The organism is Ramlibacter sp., assembly GCF_035706265.1.
Taxonomy (GTDB): domain Bacteria; phylum Pseudomonadota; class Gammaproteobacteria; order Burkholderiales; family Burkholderiaceae_C; genus Ramlibacter.
Genome location: NZ_DASSVG010000137.1, coordinates 1 through 15,982 on the forward strand (window position 1 = coordinate 1; position 15,982 = coordinate 15,982).

18 protein-coding genes are annotated in these 15,982 nt (G+C 69.3%); 17 read left to right on the forward strand and 1 reads right to left on the reverse strand.

Annotated elements, in window-relative coordinates; translation table 11 throughout:
* The 8 genes from VFM98_RS05415 to VFM98_RS05450 form a co-directional block, all read left to right on the forward strand.
* Positions 1-448, forward strand: a 448-nt coding sequence (locus tag VFM98_RS05415; RefSeq protein ID WP_325108876.1) for a c-type cytochrome, incomplete at its 5' end; no start/stop codon positions are given.
* A 22-nt stretch (positions 449-470) separates the two neighbouring features.
* Positions 471-2,270, forward strand: a complete 1,800-nt coding sequence (locus tag VFM98_RS05420) for a cytochrome c oxidase subunit I (RefSeq protein WP_325108877.1) — start codon at positions 471-473, stop codon at positions 2,268-2,270.
* Between the two features lie 4 nt (positions 2,271-2,274).
* On the forward strand, positions 2,275-2,976 hold the full coding sequence (locus VFM98_RS05425; protein ID WP_325108878.1) for a cytochrome c oxidase subunit 3: 702 nt from the start codon (positions 2,275-2,277) through the stop codon (positions 2,974-2,976).
* 36 nt (positions 2,977-3,012) lie between these two features.
* On the forward strand, positions 3,013-3,747 hold the full coding sequence (locus tag VFM98_RS05430) for a heme-copper oxidase subunit III family protein (protein WP_414708987.1): 735 nt from the start codon (positions 3,013-3,015) through the stop codon (positions 3,745-3,747).
* Positions 3,748-3,757: 10 nt separating this feature from the next.
* Positions 3,758-4,168 (forward strand): cytochrome C oxidase subunit IV family protein, encoded by a 411-nt coding sequence (locus VFM98_RS05435; RefSeq protein WP_325108879.1) that lies wholly within the window; start codon positions 3,758-3,760, stop codon positions 4,166-4,168.
* A gap of 55 nt (positions 4,169-4,223) precedes the next feature.
* Complete coding sequence (locus VFM98_RS05440; protein WP_325108880.1) at positions 4,224-4,739, forward strand: DUF1269 domain-containing protein; 516 nt, start codon at positions 4,224-4,226, stop codon at positions 4,737-4,739.
* Positions 4,740-4,852: 113 nt separating this feature from the next.
* Positions 4,853-5,764 carry a DUF3014 domain-containing protein gene (locus VFM98_RS05445; RefSeq protein WP_325108881.1) on the forward strand — a complete coding sequence of 304 codons (912 nt, stop codon included), beginning with the start codon at positions 4,853-4,855 and terminating at the stop codon, positions 5,762-5,764.
* Positions 5,765-5,790: 26 nt separating this feature from the next.
* Entirely contained in the window at positions 5,791-6,348 is a 558-nt protein-coding gene (locus tag VFM98_RS05450) for a DUF4142 domain-containing protein (RefSeq protein ID WP_325108882.1), read from the forward strand.
* Positions 6,349-6,443: 95 nt separating this feature from the next.
* On the opposite strand, the gene VFM98_RS05455 is transcribed toward VFM98_RS05450, so the two are convergent.
* Positions 6,444-7,145, reverse strand: coding sequence for a TetR/AcrR family transcriptional regulator (locus VFM98_RS05455; protein WP_325108883.1), 702 nt, complete (start codon positions 7,143-7,145; stop codon positions 6,444-6,446).
* A gap of 139 nt (positions 7,146-7,284) precedes the next feature.
* Between VFM98_RS05455 and VFM98_RS05460 the strand changes: the two genes are divergently transcribed.
* From VFM98_RS05460 to VFM98_RS05500, 9 genes are all read left to right on the forward strand, one after another.
* Entirely contained in the window at positions 7,285-7,596 is a 312-nt protein-coding gene (locus VFM98_RS05460) for an NIPSNAP family protein (protein WP_325108884.1), read from the forward strand.
* Positions 7,597-7,601: 5 nt separating this feature from the next.
* Positions 7,602-8,966: an L-serine ammonia-lyase gene (locus tag VFM98_RS05465; protein WP_325108885.1), complete on the forward strand. Its 1,365-nt coding sequence runs from the start codon at positions 7,602-7,604 to the stop codon at positions 8,964-8,966.
* Positions 8,967-9,146: 180 nt separating this feature from the next.
* Positions 9,147-10,475: an extracellular solute-binding protein gene (locus VFM98_RS05470; protein WP_325108886.1), complete on the forward strand. Its 1,329-nt coding sequence runs from the start codon at positions 9,147-9,149 to the stop codon at positions 10,473-10,475.
* Complete coding sequence (locus tag VFM98_RS05475) at positions 10,472-11,449, forward strand: sugar ABC transporter permease (protein WP_325108887.1); 978 nt, start codon at positions 10,472-10,474, stop codon at positions 11,447-11,449. Before VFM98_RS05470 ends, VFM98_RS05475 begins: the two co-directional genes overlap by 4 nt.
* Before the next feature lie 17 nt (positions 11,450-11,466).
* The gene (locus tag VFM98_RS05480) at positions 11,467-12,375 is read left to right on the forward strand and encodes a carbohydrate ABC transporter permease (RefSeq protein WP_325108888.1); all 909 of its coding nucleotides are present in this window, start codon (positions 11,467-11,469) and stop codon (positions 12,373-12,375) included.
* 9 nt (positions 12,376-12,384) lie between these two features.
* On the forward strand, positions 12,385-13,485 hold the full coding sequence (locus VFM98_RS05485) for a sn-glycerol-3-phosphate ABC transporter ATP-binding protein UgpC (RefSeq protein ID WP_325108889.1): 1,101 nt from the start codon (positions 12,385-12,387) through the stop codon (positions 13,483-13,485).
* A gap of 7 nt (positions 13,486-13,492) precedes the next feature.
* Positions 13,493-14,365 (forward strand): xanthine dehydrogenase family protein subunit M, encoded by an 873-nt coding sequence (locus tag VFM98_RS05490; RefSeq protein ID WP_325108890.1) that lies wholly within the window; start codon positions 13,493-13,495, stop codon positions 14,363-14,365.
* Positions 14,362-14,847: a (2Fe-2S)-binding protein gene (locus VFM98_RS05495; protein WP_325108891.1), complete on the forward strand. Its 486-nt coding sequence runs from the start codon at positions 14,362-14,364 to the stop codon at positions 14,845-14,847. The genes VFM98_RS05490 and VFM98_RS05495 overlap by 4 nt, the downstream gene beginning before the upstream one ends.
* The coding region (locus VFM98_RS05500) for a xanthine dehydrogenase family protein molybdopterin-binding subunit (RefSeq protein ID WP_325108892.1) at positions 14,844-15,982 on the forward strand (1,139 nt) is incomplete at its 3' end. The genes VFM98_RS05495 and VFM98_RS05500, both read left to right, overlap by 4 nt.

Genomic DNA, 15,982 nt, shown 5'->3' on the forward strand with positions numbered 1-15,982 from the left:
GGTGTGGTACGTCGAACGGCAACTCAAGCAGTTCAAGCAGGGCGTCCGCGGCGCGCACGAGAAGGATACGTTCGGCAAGATGATGGCGCCCATGGCCGCCACCCTGGCGGACGACGCCGCCATCTCCAACGTCGCCGCGTACGTCGCCAGCCTGCCGGACACGCCGGCTGCCACGACGATCTCCGGCAACGTGACCAGCGGCGCGCGGCGCTACACCACCTGCGCCGCGTGCCACGGCGCGCAGGGGCAGGGCATAGCGGCCACCAACGCCCCGCGGCTCAAGGGCATGAGCGACTGGTACCTGGCCCGGCAGCTGAAGAACTTCCGGGAAGGGGTGCGCGGCGCGCACGCACAGGATCCCCACGGTGCCCAGATGGCGCTGATCGCCGCGATGCTGCCGGACGACGCCGCCATCGGCGACGTCATCGCGTACATCAACAAGCGTTGAACCCCCGCCCGAGGAGGCCTCGATGTCGTCCCACGTCTACCACGACGAAACCGAATTCGCGCCGCCGGCCGAAGTTGCGGAGGTCGAGCTCTACCACCCGCACAGCTTCATCGGCAAGTACATCTGGAGCCAGGACGCCAAGGTGATCGCGATCCAGTACGCCTTCACCGCGATCGGCATCGGGCTGGTGGCGCTGGTGCTGTCGTGGCTGATGCGGCTGCAACTCGCCTTCCCGAGCCGCTTCGCCTTCATCGACCCGAGCAACTACCTGCAGTTCGTGAGCATGCACGGGATGATCATGGTGGTGTACCTGCTCACGGCGCTGTTCCTGGGCGGCTTCGGCAACTACCTGATCCCGCTGATGGTGGGGGCGCGCGACATGGTGTTCCCCTACGTGAACATGCTCAGCTTCTGGGTCTACCTCACGGCGGTGCTGCTGCTGGTGGCGAGCTTCTTCGTGCCGGGCGGCGCCACCGGCGCCGGCTGGACGCTCTATCCGCCGCAGGCCATCCTGGACGGCACGCCGGGCTCGCACGCCGGCATCATCCTGATGCTGGTGTCGCTGGCGGTCTTCATCATCGGCTTCACCATGGGCGGCCTGAACTACGTGGTGACGGTGCTGCAGGCGCGCACGCGCGGCATGACGATGATGCGGCTGCCGCTCACCGTCTGGGGCATCTTCATGGCCACGGTGCTGGCGCTGCTGGCCTTTCCCGCCCTGTTCGTCAGCTGCATCATGATGATCCTGGACCTGACGCTGGGCACCAGCTTCTTCATGCCGGCGCTGGTCGCCAAGGGCCAGCAGCTGCCCTACTCCGGCGGCAACCCGCTGCTGTTCCAGCACCTGTTCTGGTTCTTCGGCCACCCCGAGGTCTACATCGTGGCGCTGCCCGCCTTCGGCATCGTCTCCGACCTGATCAGCACCCACGCGCGCAAGAACATCTTCGGCTACCGGATGATGGTGTGGGCGATCCTGATCATCGGCGGCCTGAGCTTCGTCGTCTGGGCCCACCACATGTACGTGAGTGGCATGAACCCGTATTTCGGCTTCTTCTTCGCCACCACCACGCTGCTGATCGCGATCCCCACGGCGCTGAAGGTCTACAACTGGGTGCTGACGCTGTGGCGCGGCAACATCCACCTCACGGTGCCGATGCTGTTCGCCATCGGCTTCATTTTCACCTTCGTCAACGGCGGCCTGACGGGCCTGTTCCTCGGCAACGTGGTGGTGGACCTGCCGCTGTCCGACACCATGTTCGTCGTCGCGCACTTCCACATGGTGATGGCGATCGCGCCCATCCTGGTGGTGTTCGGCGCGATCTACCACTGGTACCCGAAGATCACCGGCCGCATGCTGGACGACACGCTGGGCAAGATCCACTTCTGGATCACCTTCGTCGGCAGCTACGCGATCTACTACCCGATGCACTACCTCGGGTTCATGGGCGTGCCGCGGCGCTACTACGCGATCTCGGGCACCAACTTCATTCCCGAGTCGGCGCATTCGCTCAACGTGGCGATCTCGCTGGCGGCCTTCGTGGTCGGCGCGGCGCAGATGGTCTTCCTCTACAACCTGGTGACCAGCTACTTCCGCGGCCGGGAGGCAGGGCCCAACCCCTGGAACGCCACCACGCTGGAATGGCAGACGGCCCACACGCCGCCCACGCACGGCAACTTCGGCAAGGAACTGCCGGCCGTGTACCGGTGGCCCTACGACTACGGCGTGCCGGGGCTGAAGACCGACTTCATCCCGCAGAACGTGCCGCCCTCGCAGGTGGCCGCCGAAGGCTGGTTCAAGTCACCGCCGGCCACGGAGGGTTGACGCCATGACCATCGGGCTGGTGGCGCTGTCGGCGCTGATGGGGGTGATCGTGGTCTGGCTGTTCCGCCAGACCATCAACGTGCAGCCCTGGCAGGCCCAGGCGGCAATCCCCGCCGTCAGCGCCGGCGCGCCAACCTTCTCCGCCGCGAAGACCGCGTTGTGGGTGTTCCTGGGCGTGGCCAGCTCGCTGTTCGCCCTCTTCATCAGCGCCTATGCGATGCGCCTGAGCTTCCAGGACTGGGCGCCCCTGCCCAACCCGCCGCTGCTGATGGTGAACACCGCCGTGCTGGTGGGCGCGAGTCTCTCGATGCAGTGGACGGTGCACGCGGCACGGCGCGGCGAGGCGGTGCGCGTGCGCCGCGGGCTGGCGGCGAGCGGGCTGCTGACCGTGGCCTTCCTCGCCGGGCAGCTGGTGGTCTGGCGCCAGATGCACGCGGCCGGCTACTTCGTGACTGCGAGCGCGGCCACGGCCTTCTTCTACCTGCTCACGGCCGTGCACGGGCTGCACGTGCTGGGCGGCCTGGTGGCGTGGGCGCGCGCGGGCCTGCGCGCCTGGCGCGGCGCCGCGCCGGAGAGCCTGCGCCTCGGCGTGGAGCTCTGCGCCACTTATTGGCACTACCTGCTGGGCGTCTGGGCGGTGCTGTACGCGCTGCTGGTGTCCAACGACCTCGGGCTGGCGATCTGCTCGTCCGCCGCGAGCTTCTGAGCATCCCGTCCCCTGCCCCTCGAGGAGGCGCACTCCATGACCACCACCCACCTGCCGATCGATCTCGACACCACGCAAGTGTTGCCCGCCGCCGGCGGCCGGTGGGAGAGCGTCGTCCAGGACGTGTCCTCGGACCAGCGCGTCTTCAAGGACGTGCCCTGGGGCAAGCCGATGATGTGGATCTTCCTGCTGAGCGACACCTTCATCTTCGGCTCCTTCCTGATCTCGTACATGACGGTGCGCGCCTCCACCACGGTGCCGTGGCCGAACCCGAGCGAGGTGTTCGGGCTGGAGCTGTTCGGCACGAGCGTGCCGTTGCTGCTGATCGCCATCATGACCTTCGTGCTGATCAGCAGCAGCGGGACGATGGCGCTGGCGGTGAACTACGGCTACCGGCGCGACCGCGAGACCACCTTCTGGCTGCTGCTGGCCACCGCGGCGCTGGGCGCCACCTTCGTCGGCATGCAGGCCTTCGAATGGACCAAGCTGATCCTGGAGGGCGTGCGGCCCTGGGGCAACCCATGGGGTGCACACCAGTTCGGCGCCTGTTTCTTCATGATTACCGGATTCCACGGCACGCACGTCACGATCGGCGTTATCTTCCTGTCCATCGTGGCGACGAAGGTGCGCCGCGGGGACCTCGACCACCAGCGCCCCGGCTTCCTGACCGGCCGCAAGGGCAACTACGAGATCGTCGAGATCATGGGCCTGTACTGGCACTTCGTGGACCTGGTGTGGGTCTTCATCTTCGCGTTCTTCTATCTCTGGTAGGGGGTGAGCCATGGAATACGCCGGACACGTCGAAGACATCCCGCCCGCCCGCGAAGAGCCCGCCGCCGCGTCGCATGCCAAGGGCCACCAGCAGCACCCGCTGGGGATCTACTTCAAGATCTGGGGCCTGCTGTTCGTGCTGAGCACGGCCTCCTACCTGGTCGACTACTTCCACTTCCAGGGCATGCTGCGCTGGAGCCTGATCATCATCTTCATGCTGCTGAAGGCCGGCCTGATCGTGGCCGTGTTCATGCACATGGTGTGGGAGCGGCTCGCCCTGGTCTACGCGATCATCGTGCCGCCCCTGCTGCTCGTCACGCTGGTCGGCATCGGCGTGCTGGAGGCCGACACCACCTTTGCCGCCCGCGAGACCTTCTTCGCTCCGCCACCACCGCCGGCCGAGAAGCCGGCGGCCCACTGACACCCGTCTTCGCTCCCGCTTCTGGACTGAGGGGCTGCGCCCCAAGGAGGTAAGCATGCATAGCCGCATCTACTGGTTGCTGCCCGACCTGCCGAGCGCCTGGGCCGCGATGGACGACCTCCTGCTGGCGCGGGTGGAGGCGCGCCGCATCCACTTCGTGGCGCGCGAGGATGTCGACATGCGCGGCCTGCATGCGGCCACCGTGCTGCAGACGTCCGACGTGGTGCGGGCGGGCGAGCTCGGCCTGATCATCGGCGCCGGCCTCGGCGCCCTGCTCGGCGCGCTGGCGGCGGTGTACTACCCCATCGTGGGCGACGAGCCGCAATGGGGCATGGCCGCGATCCTGGCGGTGGCCGGCGCCCTGTTCGGGCTGTGGACCTCGACCATGATCGGGATCTCGATCCCCAGCAAGCGGCTGCAGCGCTTCGCCCAGGAAATCGAGAACGGCAAGATCCTCATGATGGTCGACGTCCCCATGTGGCGCGTTGAGCAGATCGAAGAGCGGCTGCGCCAGATGCATCCCGAGGCCAAGCTCGAAGGCACCGAGCCGGACATCCCGGCCTTCCCCTGAACGCCTGCCCGCCTGCCCGCGGCCGGAGGATCGGGTTCATCCTTACGGGGTGGACCTGATCCGGCAGGGGGCTTGCCCTTGCCGGACGCGCAGGGCCGGCGCAGCATGCAGGCGTGATCGAAACCCGGCACGAACCCTCCTTTCTTCCTGCGCACGAGCCGCACCCGCAGGTGCGCGCCCGGCGCAAGGACCTGTCGGCGCCGGTGGCGCTCGCGGCCCTGGCCATCGTGGCGGCCGTGGTCTGGCTCCTGCTGCCCGACCTGACGGAGACGCCGCCCGCGATGCCCGCGGCCCTGAACCCGGCGCCGGATGCACCGGAGATGGAGGCGCCCGCTGCAGCGACGACGACCACGCCGCCGCCGCTGCGGGCCCCGGTGCCCGACCCGCAAGGCACGTCGGCGCTGCTGGCCCGTGACGTGGAGGCAGCGCTGGCCGACACGTTCGGCCGCACGGCCGTCCTGCGCTTCCTGCAGGCGTCGGACTTCCCGCGCCGCTTCGTCGCCACCGTCGATGGCCTGGGGCGCGAGCACGCTCCGGTGACGGTGTGGCCCGTCTTTCCGACCCCGGGCGCCTTCTCGATCGAAGGCGAGGAAGACGCGCGCCGGATCGCTGCCGCCAACAGCGCGCGCTACGCGCCGCTGGTCGACTTCGCGACCTCGCTCGACGCGGGGCTGGTCGCCAACCTGTACCGCCGCATGTACCCCGTGCTGCAGCAGGCCTACCGCGACCTGGGCTTCGGCGGCCTGGAGTTCAACGACCGCCTGATCGAGGTGATCGACCTGCTGCTGGCCACGCCGGAGCCGGCGCAGCCGCCCGAAGTGGTGCTCACCGAGGTCAAGGGGCCGTTCGCGCCGGTGCGTCCGTGGACCCAGTACGAGTTCGCCGATGCGCGACTGCAGTCGCTCACCGCGGGTCAGAAGATCCTGCTGCGCGTCGGCCCCGAGCAGCGCCAGCGGCTGAAGCAGCAGTTGCGCGCCTTGCGCGCCCAGCTGGTGCCGGCAGCAGAAGCTGGCGCACGGCGATGAGGGAGGCGCGGATGCATCACGGCAGGATGAAGATGCATCTACTGGCCGCCTCCGCCTGCGTGCTCTCCATGGCGCTGCCGGCGCCTGCGCTGGCGTCCGCCAGCGCGTCGCCCCTCGGCGCCCATGCGGTGCAGGTCGCGCGCGCCAGCCACTCGGAATGGAAGTTCATGCGCACGGCCGGCGGGCTCGGCCAGGCGCTGATCGCCACCGGCAAGCTGGCGCAGGCGCGCGGCCAGGACGTCGCCACCCGCCGCTTCGGCAAGGCGGTGGCGCAGGAGAGCGCCGCGATGCTGCGCGAGCTGTCGCTGCTGAGCCTGCTGACCCAGGTGCCGCTGCCCTCGCGGCCGAACCGGCAGGAGCGCAAGGCGCTGCGCGAGCTGAAGCAGCTCTCCACCGGCGCATTCGACCGCGCCGTGGGCAAGCATGCCGGCGAGCTGCTGCAGCGGCTGGTCGCCCTCCTGGAGCAGGAATCGGCGGCGGGCAAGGACCAGGCCTTGCGGGCGCTGGCGCGGGAATACCTGCCGGCGCTGCGCGACCGCCTGGGCGAGGCCCGGTCGCTGGCCGACCCGGCCACGCAGCCCTGATACGCAGCCCTGACGCGCAGCCCTGACGCGCAGCCCTGACGCGCAGCTCCGACACGCAGCGCTGAACGCATGCTGCCCGCGCCGGGCGACGGGCCTTACTTCGCTTCCTCGCGCTTCGGCGCCAGCACCGTCGGCACGATGGCCAGGAAGGCGTTCACGTGCAGGGCGATCACGTCCTTGACCTCCATGCCGCTGGAATTGGCGTAGATGTGGCGGCGGATCGCCAGGTGCGAGATGTTGCCGTGCAGCGTCCAGCCGATCTCCTGCACCAGGGCCGGGTCTGCCGGCACTTCCCTGCCGCAGTCGAAGGCGGCCTCCTCCACGATCGTCTGCAGCAGCGTGCCGATGATCGCGGCGATGTAGGTGGGCGCGATCTCCACTTCGGCCAGCGAGGCGTAGAGGAACAGCCGCAGCCAGCGCCGCGTGAGGATGGTGTCGTAGTACTCGCCGTAGAACTTCTTCAGGCGCTCGGCCAGCGGCACGTTGCGGTCGCGCAGCTGCACGAACCAGATTGCCTTGAAGGGGCCGGCGATCTCCGCCTCGTAGACGGCGTTGATCAGCGCCGCCTTGTTCGGGAAGGCGCTGTACAGCAGGCGCTGCGAGACACCGCAGGCCTCGGCCAGCGCGCGCGTCTGCGCCGTGAGCCCGTATTCGGAGAAGAACTCGAAGGCCTTGGACTGGATCTGCGCCCGCCGCTCGGGGGCCGGCAGGCGGGCGGTGGCGCGGCGCTTGCCGTTGGCGGGCTTGGCGGCCGGCGGCGGCCGCTTCGAGGACAGGACTGCGGACTTGGCTTTCATCGGTGTGCGCCTGCGGCGGCACGCGCGAAATCGGTGGACACGGGCCGTACTCTAGCGGCAGAATCATATCGTCAGATGACGATAAATGGTAGTCATTCCTGACGACATGGACATCTCCCCCCAGACCCAAGGAGCAGGCGTGATCTACGAAATGCGGACCTACCAGGTCCAGCCCGGCAAGGCCGGCGAATTCCTCCGGATGTACCAGGAGCAGGGCCTGCCCCTGATCTCGCGCTACGCGCAACTGGTCGGCTGCTGGGCCAAGGAGAGCGGGGTGCTCAACTCCGTCGTCTTCCTCTGGGCCTACGACGACCTGGGGCATCGCACCGGCCAGCGCGCGAAGATGGCGAAGGATGCGGAATGGGCCGCCTTCGTGCCCTCCATGCTGCCCTACCTGGTGCACCAGGAAAGCGTCTTCCTCTCGCCGGCCGCGTTCTCGCCGCTCGCGTAGGCGCGATGCCGGTCAGCGTCTTCGACCTGTTCAAGGTCGGCATCGGCCCCTCCAGTTCGCACACCGTCGGGCCCATGCGCATCGCGCTGCGCTTCGTGCGCACGCTCTCCGAGGCGGGCCGGCTGGAGCGGGTCGCCCGCATCGAGGCCCATTTGTACGGCTCGCTCGCCCTCACCGGCCGCGGCCACGCCACCGACCGGGCGGTGCTGCTCGGGCTGATGGGCGAGGACCCCGAAACGGTGGATGTCGAGCGGGCCCCCGCGGGGCTGCAAGCCGTCGAAGAAAACGGCGTGATCCGCCTGCTCGGGCGGCACCCGGTGGCCTTCCGTGCGCCGCAGGACCTGGTGTTCCACCCGCGCGAGAGCCTGCCGCTGCATCCCAACGGCATGCGGCTGCTGGCGCGCGACGGCGCCGGACTGGTGCTCGCCGAGGAGACCGGCTACTCGGTGGGCGGCGGCTTCGTGGCAAGCGAAGCGGAACTGCGGCAGCCGGCCGCCCTCGCGCCCGTGGCCTGGCCGCATGCCTTCGGCTCGGCCGAGGAACTGCTGCGGCTGTGCGAGCGCAGCGGCCTCAGCATCGCGCAGCTCGCGCTGGAAAACGAGCTGGCGTTGCGCCCACGCGCCGGGATCGCGGCGGGCCTGGACCGGATCCGGCAGGTGATGTTCGACTGCATGGACCGCGGCCTCGCCGGCCGCGGGCCGCTGCCCGGGCGCCTGGGCGTGCAGCGGCGCGCCGGCGCCCTGCGCGAGGCGCTGGAGCGCGGCAGCGGCCGCTTGTTGGGCGAACTGGACTGGGTCAACGCTTACGCGGTGGCCGTGAACGAGGAGAACGCGGCCGGCGGCCGGGTGGTCACCGCGCCCACCAACGGCGCGGCGGGCGTGCTGCCTGCCGTACTGCGCTTCCACGAGCGCTTCCATGCCGGCGGCGATCCCGCCCACAGCCACGACTTCCTGCTTACCGCGGCGGCGATCGGCTCCCTGTACAAGGAAAACGCCTCGATTTCCGGGGCCGAAGTGGGCTGCCAGGGCGAAGTCGGCGTCGCGGCCTCCATGGCCGCCGCCGGCCTCGCCGCGGCCCTGGGCGGCACGCCCGGCCAGGTGGAAAACGCGGCCGAGATCGCCATGGAGCACCACCTGGGCATGACCTGCGACCCGGTCGGCGGCCTGGTGCAGGTGCCCTGCATCGAGCGCAACGCGATGGGGGCCGTCAAGGCGATCAACGCCGCGCGGCTGGCGCTCGCGGGCGACGGCACCCACCTCGTCACCCTCGACCGAGTGATCGCCACCATGAAGGCCACCGGCGCGGACATGCACCACAAGTACAAGGAGACCTCGCTGGGCGGCCTGGCGGTGAGCGTCGTGGCCTGCTGAACGCCTCGGGAATTCCCGAGTGATTAGTTATCGTCACTTGACGATATATTGCCGACCATCGAAGATCTGGGATCCAGAGGTCGGGCGCGCGGCGGAGGTGCCGCGCGCCTGCGTACCGGCCGGCTCGGCACGTCGCGATGGGCAAGCGCGCTGCAGCCATCCCCAAGAGGAGTGAGAGGCATGAGCAACACCTGCAAGGGCACCGCTTCGCGGCGCGACTTCCTGAAGGCCGCGACAGCGGCCGGCGCGGCCGCCGGCGGCCTGCTGTCGCTGGATGCGCTGGCGCAGTCCGGCGCGCTGAACATGTACACCTGGTCGGCGGCGGTGGACCTGGTCAAGAGCCACCTGACCGCCTTCGAGGCCAAGACGGGCATCAAGGTGGCCTACAACACCTCGCCCTGGGCCCAGTACCGCGACACCATGATCACCAAGTTCGTCGCCAAGGCGCCGATCGACGTGCTGTGGGTGTCCGACAGCTGGCTGCCCGAGTGGGCCGACGCCGGCTGGCTGGCGCCGGTGAACCAGTTCCCCGAACTGCTGAAGTACAACGCCGACGCCGACCGCTTCTGCACCGAGTCGATGACGTACAAGGGCAAGCAGTACGGCCTGACCTACTACTCCGACTACATGGCCTTCTTCTACGACGAGGAGATGCTGAAGAAGGCCGGCATCAAGGAGCCGCCCAGGACCTGGGACGAGGTGCTGCAGCAGTCGCTGAAGATCAAGTCGGCCGGCCTGTCGCAGTACCCGATGATGCTGTCGATGGCGCGCGAGAGCTGGCTGGTCGAGTTCCTCTCCGCCATGGTGTTCTCGCACGGCGGCCGCTTCGTCGACGAGAAGGGCGCCGCCGCCCTGGCGCAGGCCAACGGCGGCGCGCAGCGCGCGCTGCAGTGGATCGCCGACGCCGTGCAGAAGCACAAGATCATCTCGCCGGCCGCCGTCGAGACGGGCGAGCTCAACGGCCTGAAGGCCTTCGGCGCCGGCAACCACGCCTTCGCGCTCCTGAGCCGCTACCGCATCCGCACCCTGAACGATCCCAAGCAGTCGCCCATTGCCGGCCGCGTGCGCCAGGCCATGATGCCGGCCGGCCCCGGCGGCTCCAATGCCACGGTGGGCTGGATGCGCTTCCACGGCATGACGCCGCAGGCGGCGGCCGACAAGACGCGCGCCGCCAACGCGGCGAAGCTGATCGAGTGGTTCGGCGGCAAGGCCGGCAGCGAGTACCAGTTCCAGAAGATGCTGTTCAGCGACCTGGGCTCCGGCTTCGGCATCCCGTCCCTGTTCAAGGACGCGGAGGTGCAGGCCAACTACGCGAAGTACGCCGACATCAAGGTGTTCGAGGCGCAGCAGAAGCTCGCCCGCAAGAAGGACGTGATCTCGCGCTGGTTCGGCGAGTGGGACGAGGTCAACGGCACGGCCTGGCAGTCCGCCGTGCTGGGCAAGTCCACCGTCGCCGACGCGCTGAAGAAGTCCGCCGGCGCCTGGAACGACCTGCGCAAGGACGCGTGAAGACGCCCGACGGGGCCGCGCTCGCTGCGGAGGCGGTCCCCTTCCCCCCGGCCGGAGCCGCACCGGCAAGGCAGCCACGCCGCGGCTGGCTGCGCACCCCCTCCAGCGCCTACGACCAGCGCAGCGCGATGCTGTTCCTCGCGCCGATGGTCGCGGTGCTGATGGCCGTGGCCGTGTTCCCGGTGCTGTACTCCTTCTGGATCAGCCTGTTCGACCTGAAGCTCACGCGCCCGCACCGCGTGCCCTTCGTCTGGTTCGACAACTACCTGAAGGTGTTCCAGGACCCGCTGTTCTGGGAATCGGTGCTGCGCAGCGTGCACTTCACCGTGCTGTCGGTGCTGGCCATCATGGTCATCGCGACCCTGATGGCGCTGCTGCTGAACCAGGAGTTCCGCGGCCGCCGCGTGCTCTCGGCGATCCTGCTGATCCCCTGGGCCATCCCCTACGTGGCCAACGGGCTGATGTGGAAGTGGATCTACGACTCCGGCTACGGCGCGCTCAACGGCCTGCTGCTGCAACTGGGCTTCATCGACAAGTACCTGGTGATGCTCGGCGACACCGACAAGACGCTGGGGCTGATCACCAACGCCTTCGTCTGGAAGGAAGTGCCGCTCGCGACCATCCTGCTGCTGGTCACGCTCAAGTCGGTGCGGCCCGACCTGTACAGCGCGGCCAAGGTCGACGGCGCCAACGTGTGGCAGCGTTTCCTGCACATCACGCTGCCCTCGCTCGTGCCCGGCTTCGCGCTGGTGGTGATCTACGAGGCGATGATGGCGATCCGCCACTTCGACCTGTTCTTCGTGCTCACCGAAGGCGGCCCGGCCGAGGCTTCGCACGTGGTGGCCTGGCAGGTGTACGTGGAGACCTTCCGCAAGCTGGCCTTCGGCACCGGCGCCGCGCTCGCCTACATCATGGCGCTGGCGACCTTCGTGCTGGCCTGGTTCATCATCCGCGCCACCAGCCGCAAGCTGTGAGCGCCCGGGGCTCCTCCATGTCCAAGTTCCTTCCCGGCCAGCGCGCGCTGCTGTTCATCGGCTCGCTGCTGTTCTCGCTCTACGTGCTGGCGCCCATCGCCTGGCTGGTCTCGTCGTCGGTGCAGTCGGAAGCGGAGATCACCTCGGTGCCGCCGCACTGGGTGCCCGAGGCCCCCACCGCCCACAACTTCCGCGCGATCTTCCAGGCCTCCGACGAGAAGGTGACCTACGAGACGCGCAAGCAGGGCGACACGGCCACCGGCGGCTTCATCCCCTCGACGGCGGCCAACCTGCTGCCGGCCATGAAGAACAGCTTCATCGTCGCCTTCGCGGTGGTGGTGCTGAACCTGCTGGTGAGCGTGCCGGCCGCCTACGCGCTGGCCAAGATCCGCTTCGTCGGCCGCACCGCGTCGATCTACTTCATGCTGTCGACGCGGGTCATCCCCGACATCGCGCTGGTGGTGCCCTTCTTCCTGTTCGTGCAGAAGCTGGGGCTGATGGACAACCTGCTGTCGCTGGTGATCACCTACCTGGCGATCACGGTGCCCTTCAGCATCTTCATCCTCACCGGCTACTTCGAGTCGCTGCCCGACGAACTGGACAAGGCGGCCCGCGTTGACGGCTGCTCGCGCCTGCAGACGCTGCTGCTGGTGTTCCTGCCGCTGGCGCTGCCCTCGCTGGTGGCGGTGGTGCTGTTCACCTTCCTCACGAGCTGGAACGAGTTCCTGCTGGCGCTGATGTTCACGCAGACGCCGGCCTCGCAGACCATGCCGATCGTGGTCGCGTCCTTCACCTCGGACTTCAACATCAGCTTCTCCTTCATCAACGCCGCCGGCGTGCTGGCGATCGTGCCTCCGGTGCTGATCGCCATCGTGTTCGAGCGCTACATCGTGTCCGGCCTGACCGCCGGCGCCGTCAAGGGTTAAGGCAACGCCATGGCACGCATCCAGTTCGAATCCGTCCGCAAGCAGTATCCGAACGGCTACACCGCGCTCGAGAACCTCAACCTCGAGATCGCCGACAAGGAGTTCCTGGTCCTGCTCGGGCCCTCCGGGTGCGGCAAGTCCACCACGCTGAACATGATCGCCGGGCTGGAGGACGTGACCGACGGCCACCTGCGCTTCGACACCGAGGTGATGAACACGGTGCCGCCGCACAAGCGCGACGTGGCCATGGTGTTCCAGAGCTACGCGCTGTACCCGCACAAGACGGTGTACGACAACATCGCCTTCGGCCTGAAGATGCGCAAGTTCGAGAAGGCGGAGATCGATCGCCGGGTGCGCGACGCCGCCCGCCGGCTGGAGATCGAGCCGCTGCTGGAGCGCCGCCCCGACCAGCTCTCCGGCGGCCAGCGCCAGCGCGTGGCGCTGGGCCGGGCGATGGTGCGGCAGCCGCAGGTCTTCCTGATGGACGAGCCGCTGTCCAACCTGGACGCGGCGCTGCGCATCTCCATGCGGGCGGAGATCAAGCAGCTGCACCAGGCGATGCAGACCACCTTCGTCTACGTCACGCACGACCAGGCGGAGGCGCTCACGCTGGCCGACCGCATCGTCGTGATGCGCGGCGGAGTGGTGCAGCAAATCGGCTCGCCCGAGGCGATCTACGAGCGCCCGAGCAACATGTTCGTGGCCTCCTTTCTCGGCAACCCGCCGATCAACTTCCTGCGCGGGCGGCTCGGGCAGACGCCCGCCGGGCTCGTGTTCCGCAACGGCGCCACGGCCATCACCCTGCCCGCGCAGGCGGCCGAGAAGCTCGCCTTCTACGACGGGCGTGATGTGGTGCTGGGAATACGCGCCGAGGACGTGGCCGAAGAAGGCACTGCGGCCGAGGGCGCGTCCCTGAGCGGGCGCATCCTCTCGGTGCTGCCGGTCGGCTCGGACCAGTTCCTGGAGATCGAGGTGGCCGAGGCCAAGCTGTTCTTCCGCGTCGGCAAGGAGTGCCAGTACAAGGAAGGGGAGCAGGCGCGGCTCGCCATCAACCTCAACCGCCTCCACGTGTTCGACCCGGACACCACCGACAACCTGCTGTGGGTATGAGGCGCCGGTGAAACCCGCCGCCTTTTCCTATCACCGGCCGGCGTCGCTCGAGGACGCGCTGGCCTTGCTCGCCCGGTTCGGCGGCGACGCCAAGCCGCTCGCCGGCGGCCAGAGCCTGGTGCCGATGATGAACATGCGCCTGGCCAGCCCGCCGCACCTGGTCGACCTCAACGACCTGAGCGAACTCGCCCAGGTGCGCGTGCGGGGCGACCGGCTGGAAGTGGGCGCGCTCGCGCGCCATCGCACGCTGGCCGAATCGGCGCTCGTGGCCGAACACTGCCCGCTGCTGGCGCAGGCGGCGCGCACCATCGCGCACTCCGCCATCCGCGAGCGCGGAACCTTGGGCGGCAGCCTGGCGCACGCCGACCCGGCCGCGCAGCACACGCTGGTGGCGGTGACGCTCGGCGCGCAGCTGACGCTCGCGCGCCAGGGCGGGCAGCGCGTGGTCGATGCGCAGGACTTCCTGCTCTCCGCGATGACCACCGCGCTGCAGCCCGACGAGATCGTGCTGGCGGTGAGCTATCCGTGCGTCACGGCCGGGGAGGTCTCGGCGTGGCGCATGTTCAACCAGCGCCACGGCGACTACGCGCTGGTGGCGGTGGCTGCCACGCTGGCGCTGGAGCAGGGGCGCGTGCGCAGCCTGCGCCTGGGCATCGGCGGGGTCGCGCCGGTGCCCCAGCGGCTCGATGCGGTCGCGCAGGCGTTCCTCGGCCGCGCCGCTTCGGCCGACTGGGTCGCCGCGGTCGCGCGGGCGGCGCGCGACGCCGTCACGCCCGAGGACCAGCCGGGCATTCCTGCGCTGTACCGCAAGGAGCTCACCGAAACCCTCGTGGCGCGCGCGCTCGCGCGCTGCCTCGAACGCAGCGGGACGGTGGCATGAGCGGCGAGCGCATCACCCTCACCGTCAATGGCGCGAACGTCGAATTCGAGGCGCCCGCGCGCAAGCTGCTCTCGGACGCGCTGCGCGAGGACTGCGGCCTCACCGGCACCCACGTGGGCTGCGAGCACGGCGTCTGCGGCGCCTGCACCGTGCTGGTGGACGGGCGGCCGCAGCGCGCCTGCCTGTGCTTCGCCGTGCAGATGGAAGGCCACGAGATCGAGACCATCGAGTCGGTCGGCACGCCGCAGCGCCTCTCGGTACTGCAGCAGGCGCTGCACGAGTGCCACGGCCTGCAGTGCGGCTTCTGCACGCCGGGCATCGTCATGACCTTCGAGGCCTTCCTGAAGGAGCATCCGGACCCGAGCGAGGACCAGGTGCGCGAGACGCTCTCGGGCAATCTCTGCCGCTGCACCGGCTACCAGAACATCGTGGACGCGATCCTGCTGGCCGCGCGCCGGCTGCGCGAAGGAGCCGCTTCGTGAGCGACGCCGGCTTCCGCTCCATCGGCCGGCCCGAGCCGCGCCGCGAGGACGCCCGCCTGCTCACCGGGCGCGGCCGCTACATCGACGACATCGCGGTGCCCGGCGCACTGCACGCCTGCTTCGTACGCTCGCCCCATGCGCACGCGCGCATCGCCTCGATCGACACCGCCGCCGCGCGCGCGATGCCGGGCGTCGTCGCCGTCTACACCGGCCGCGACATCGCCCCGCACACCACCCGGCATCGGATGGCGCCGCCCATCGAGGGCCTGCAGCCGATGGAAGCGGACACGCTGCCGATCGACAAGGTGCGCTTCCAGGGCGACCCCGTGGCCTGCGTGATCGCCACCGACCGCTACCTGGCGGAAGACGCCGCCGAGCGGGTGGCGGTGGAGTACGAGGTGCTGCCGGCGGTGGCGACGATCGTGCAGGCGCTCGCCGCCGGTGCACCGCGCGTCGACGACGCACTGCCCTCCAACCTGCTGTCGCACCAGCATGCCACCCACGGCGACGTGGACGCGGCGATGGCGGGCGCGTACCGCGTGATCGAGAGCCGCTTCTCGATGCAGCGCCAGACCCACCTGCCGGTCGAGACGCGCGGCTGCATCGCGAGCTGGGACGCCGGGCGCGAGCACCTGCTGTTCCAGGTCGGCACGCAGGTGCCGCACCCCTACCGCACGACGCTGGCGGCGCGCCTGCGCCTGTCGGAATCGCAGGTGACGATCGCCTCGCCCGACGTCGGCGGCGGCTTCGGCCAGAAGATCGCCCTCTACCGCGAGGAGCTCACGGTGGCCGTCGCCTCCATGCTGCTGGCGCGCCCGGTGCGCTGGCGCGAGGACCGGATGGAGAACCTGCTCGCCTCCTCGCAGGCGCGCGAGGACGACTGCCGCACCCGCGTGGCGGTGGACGCGCAGGGCCGCATCCTGGCGCTGGAACTGCAGATCGTGGAAGACTTCGGCGCCTACAGCTTCTACCCCGGCAACTACCTGGCGCGGGTGGTGGCCATGATCCTCACCGGCCCCTACCGCATCGCCAACTACCGCTACGACGTGAAGGTGGTGCTGTCCAACAAGGTGGGCAACGGGCCGATGCGCGCGCCGATGGCGATCACCAGCTGGCTCATGGACGGCACGCTCGA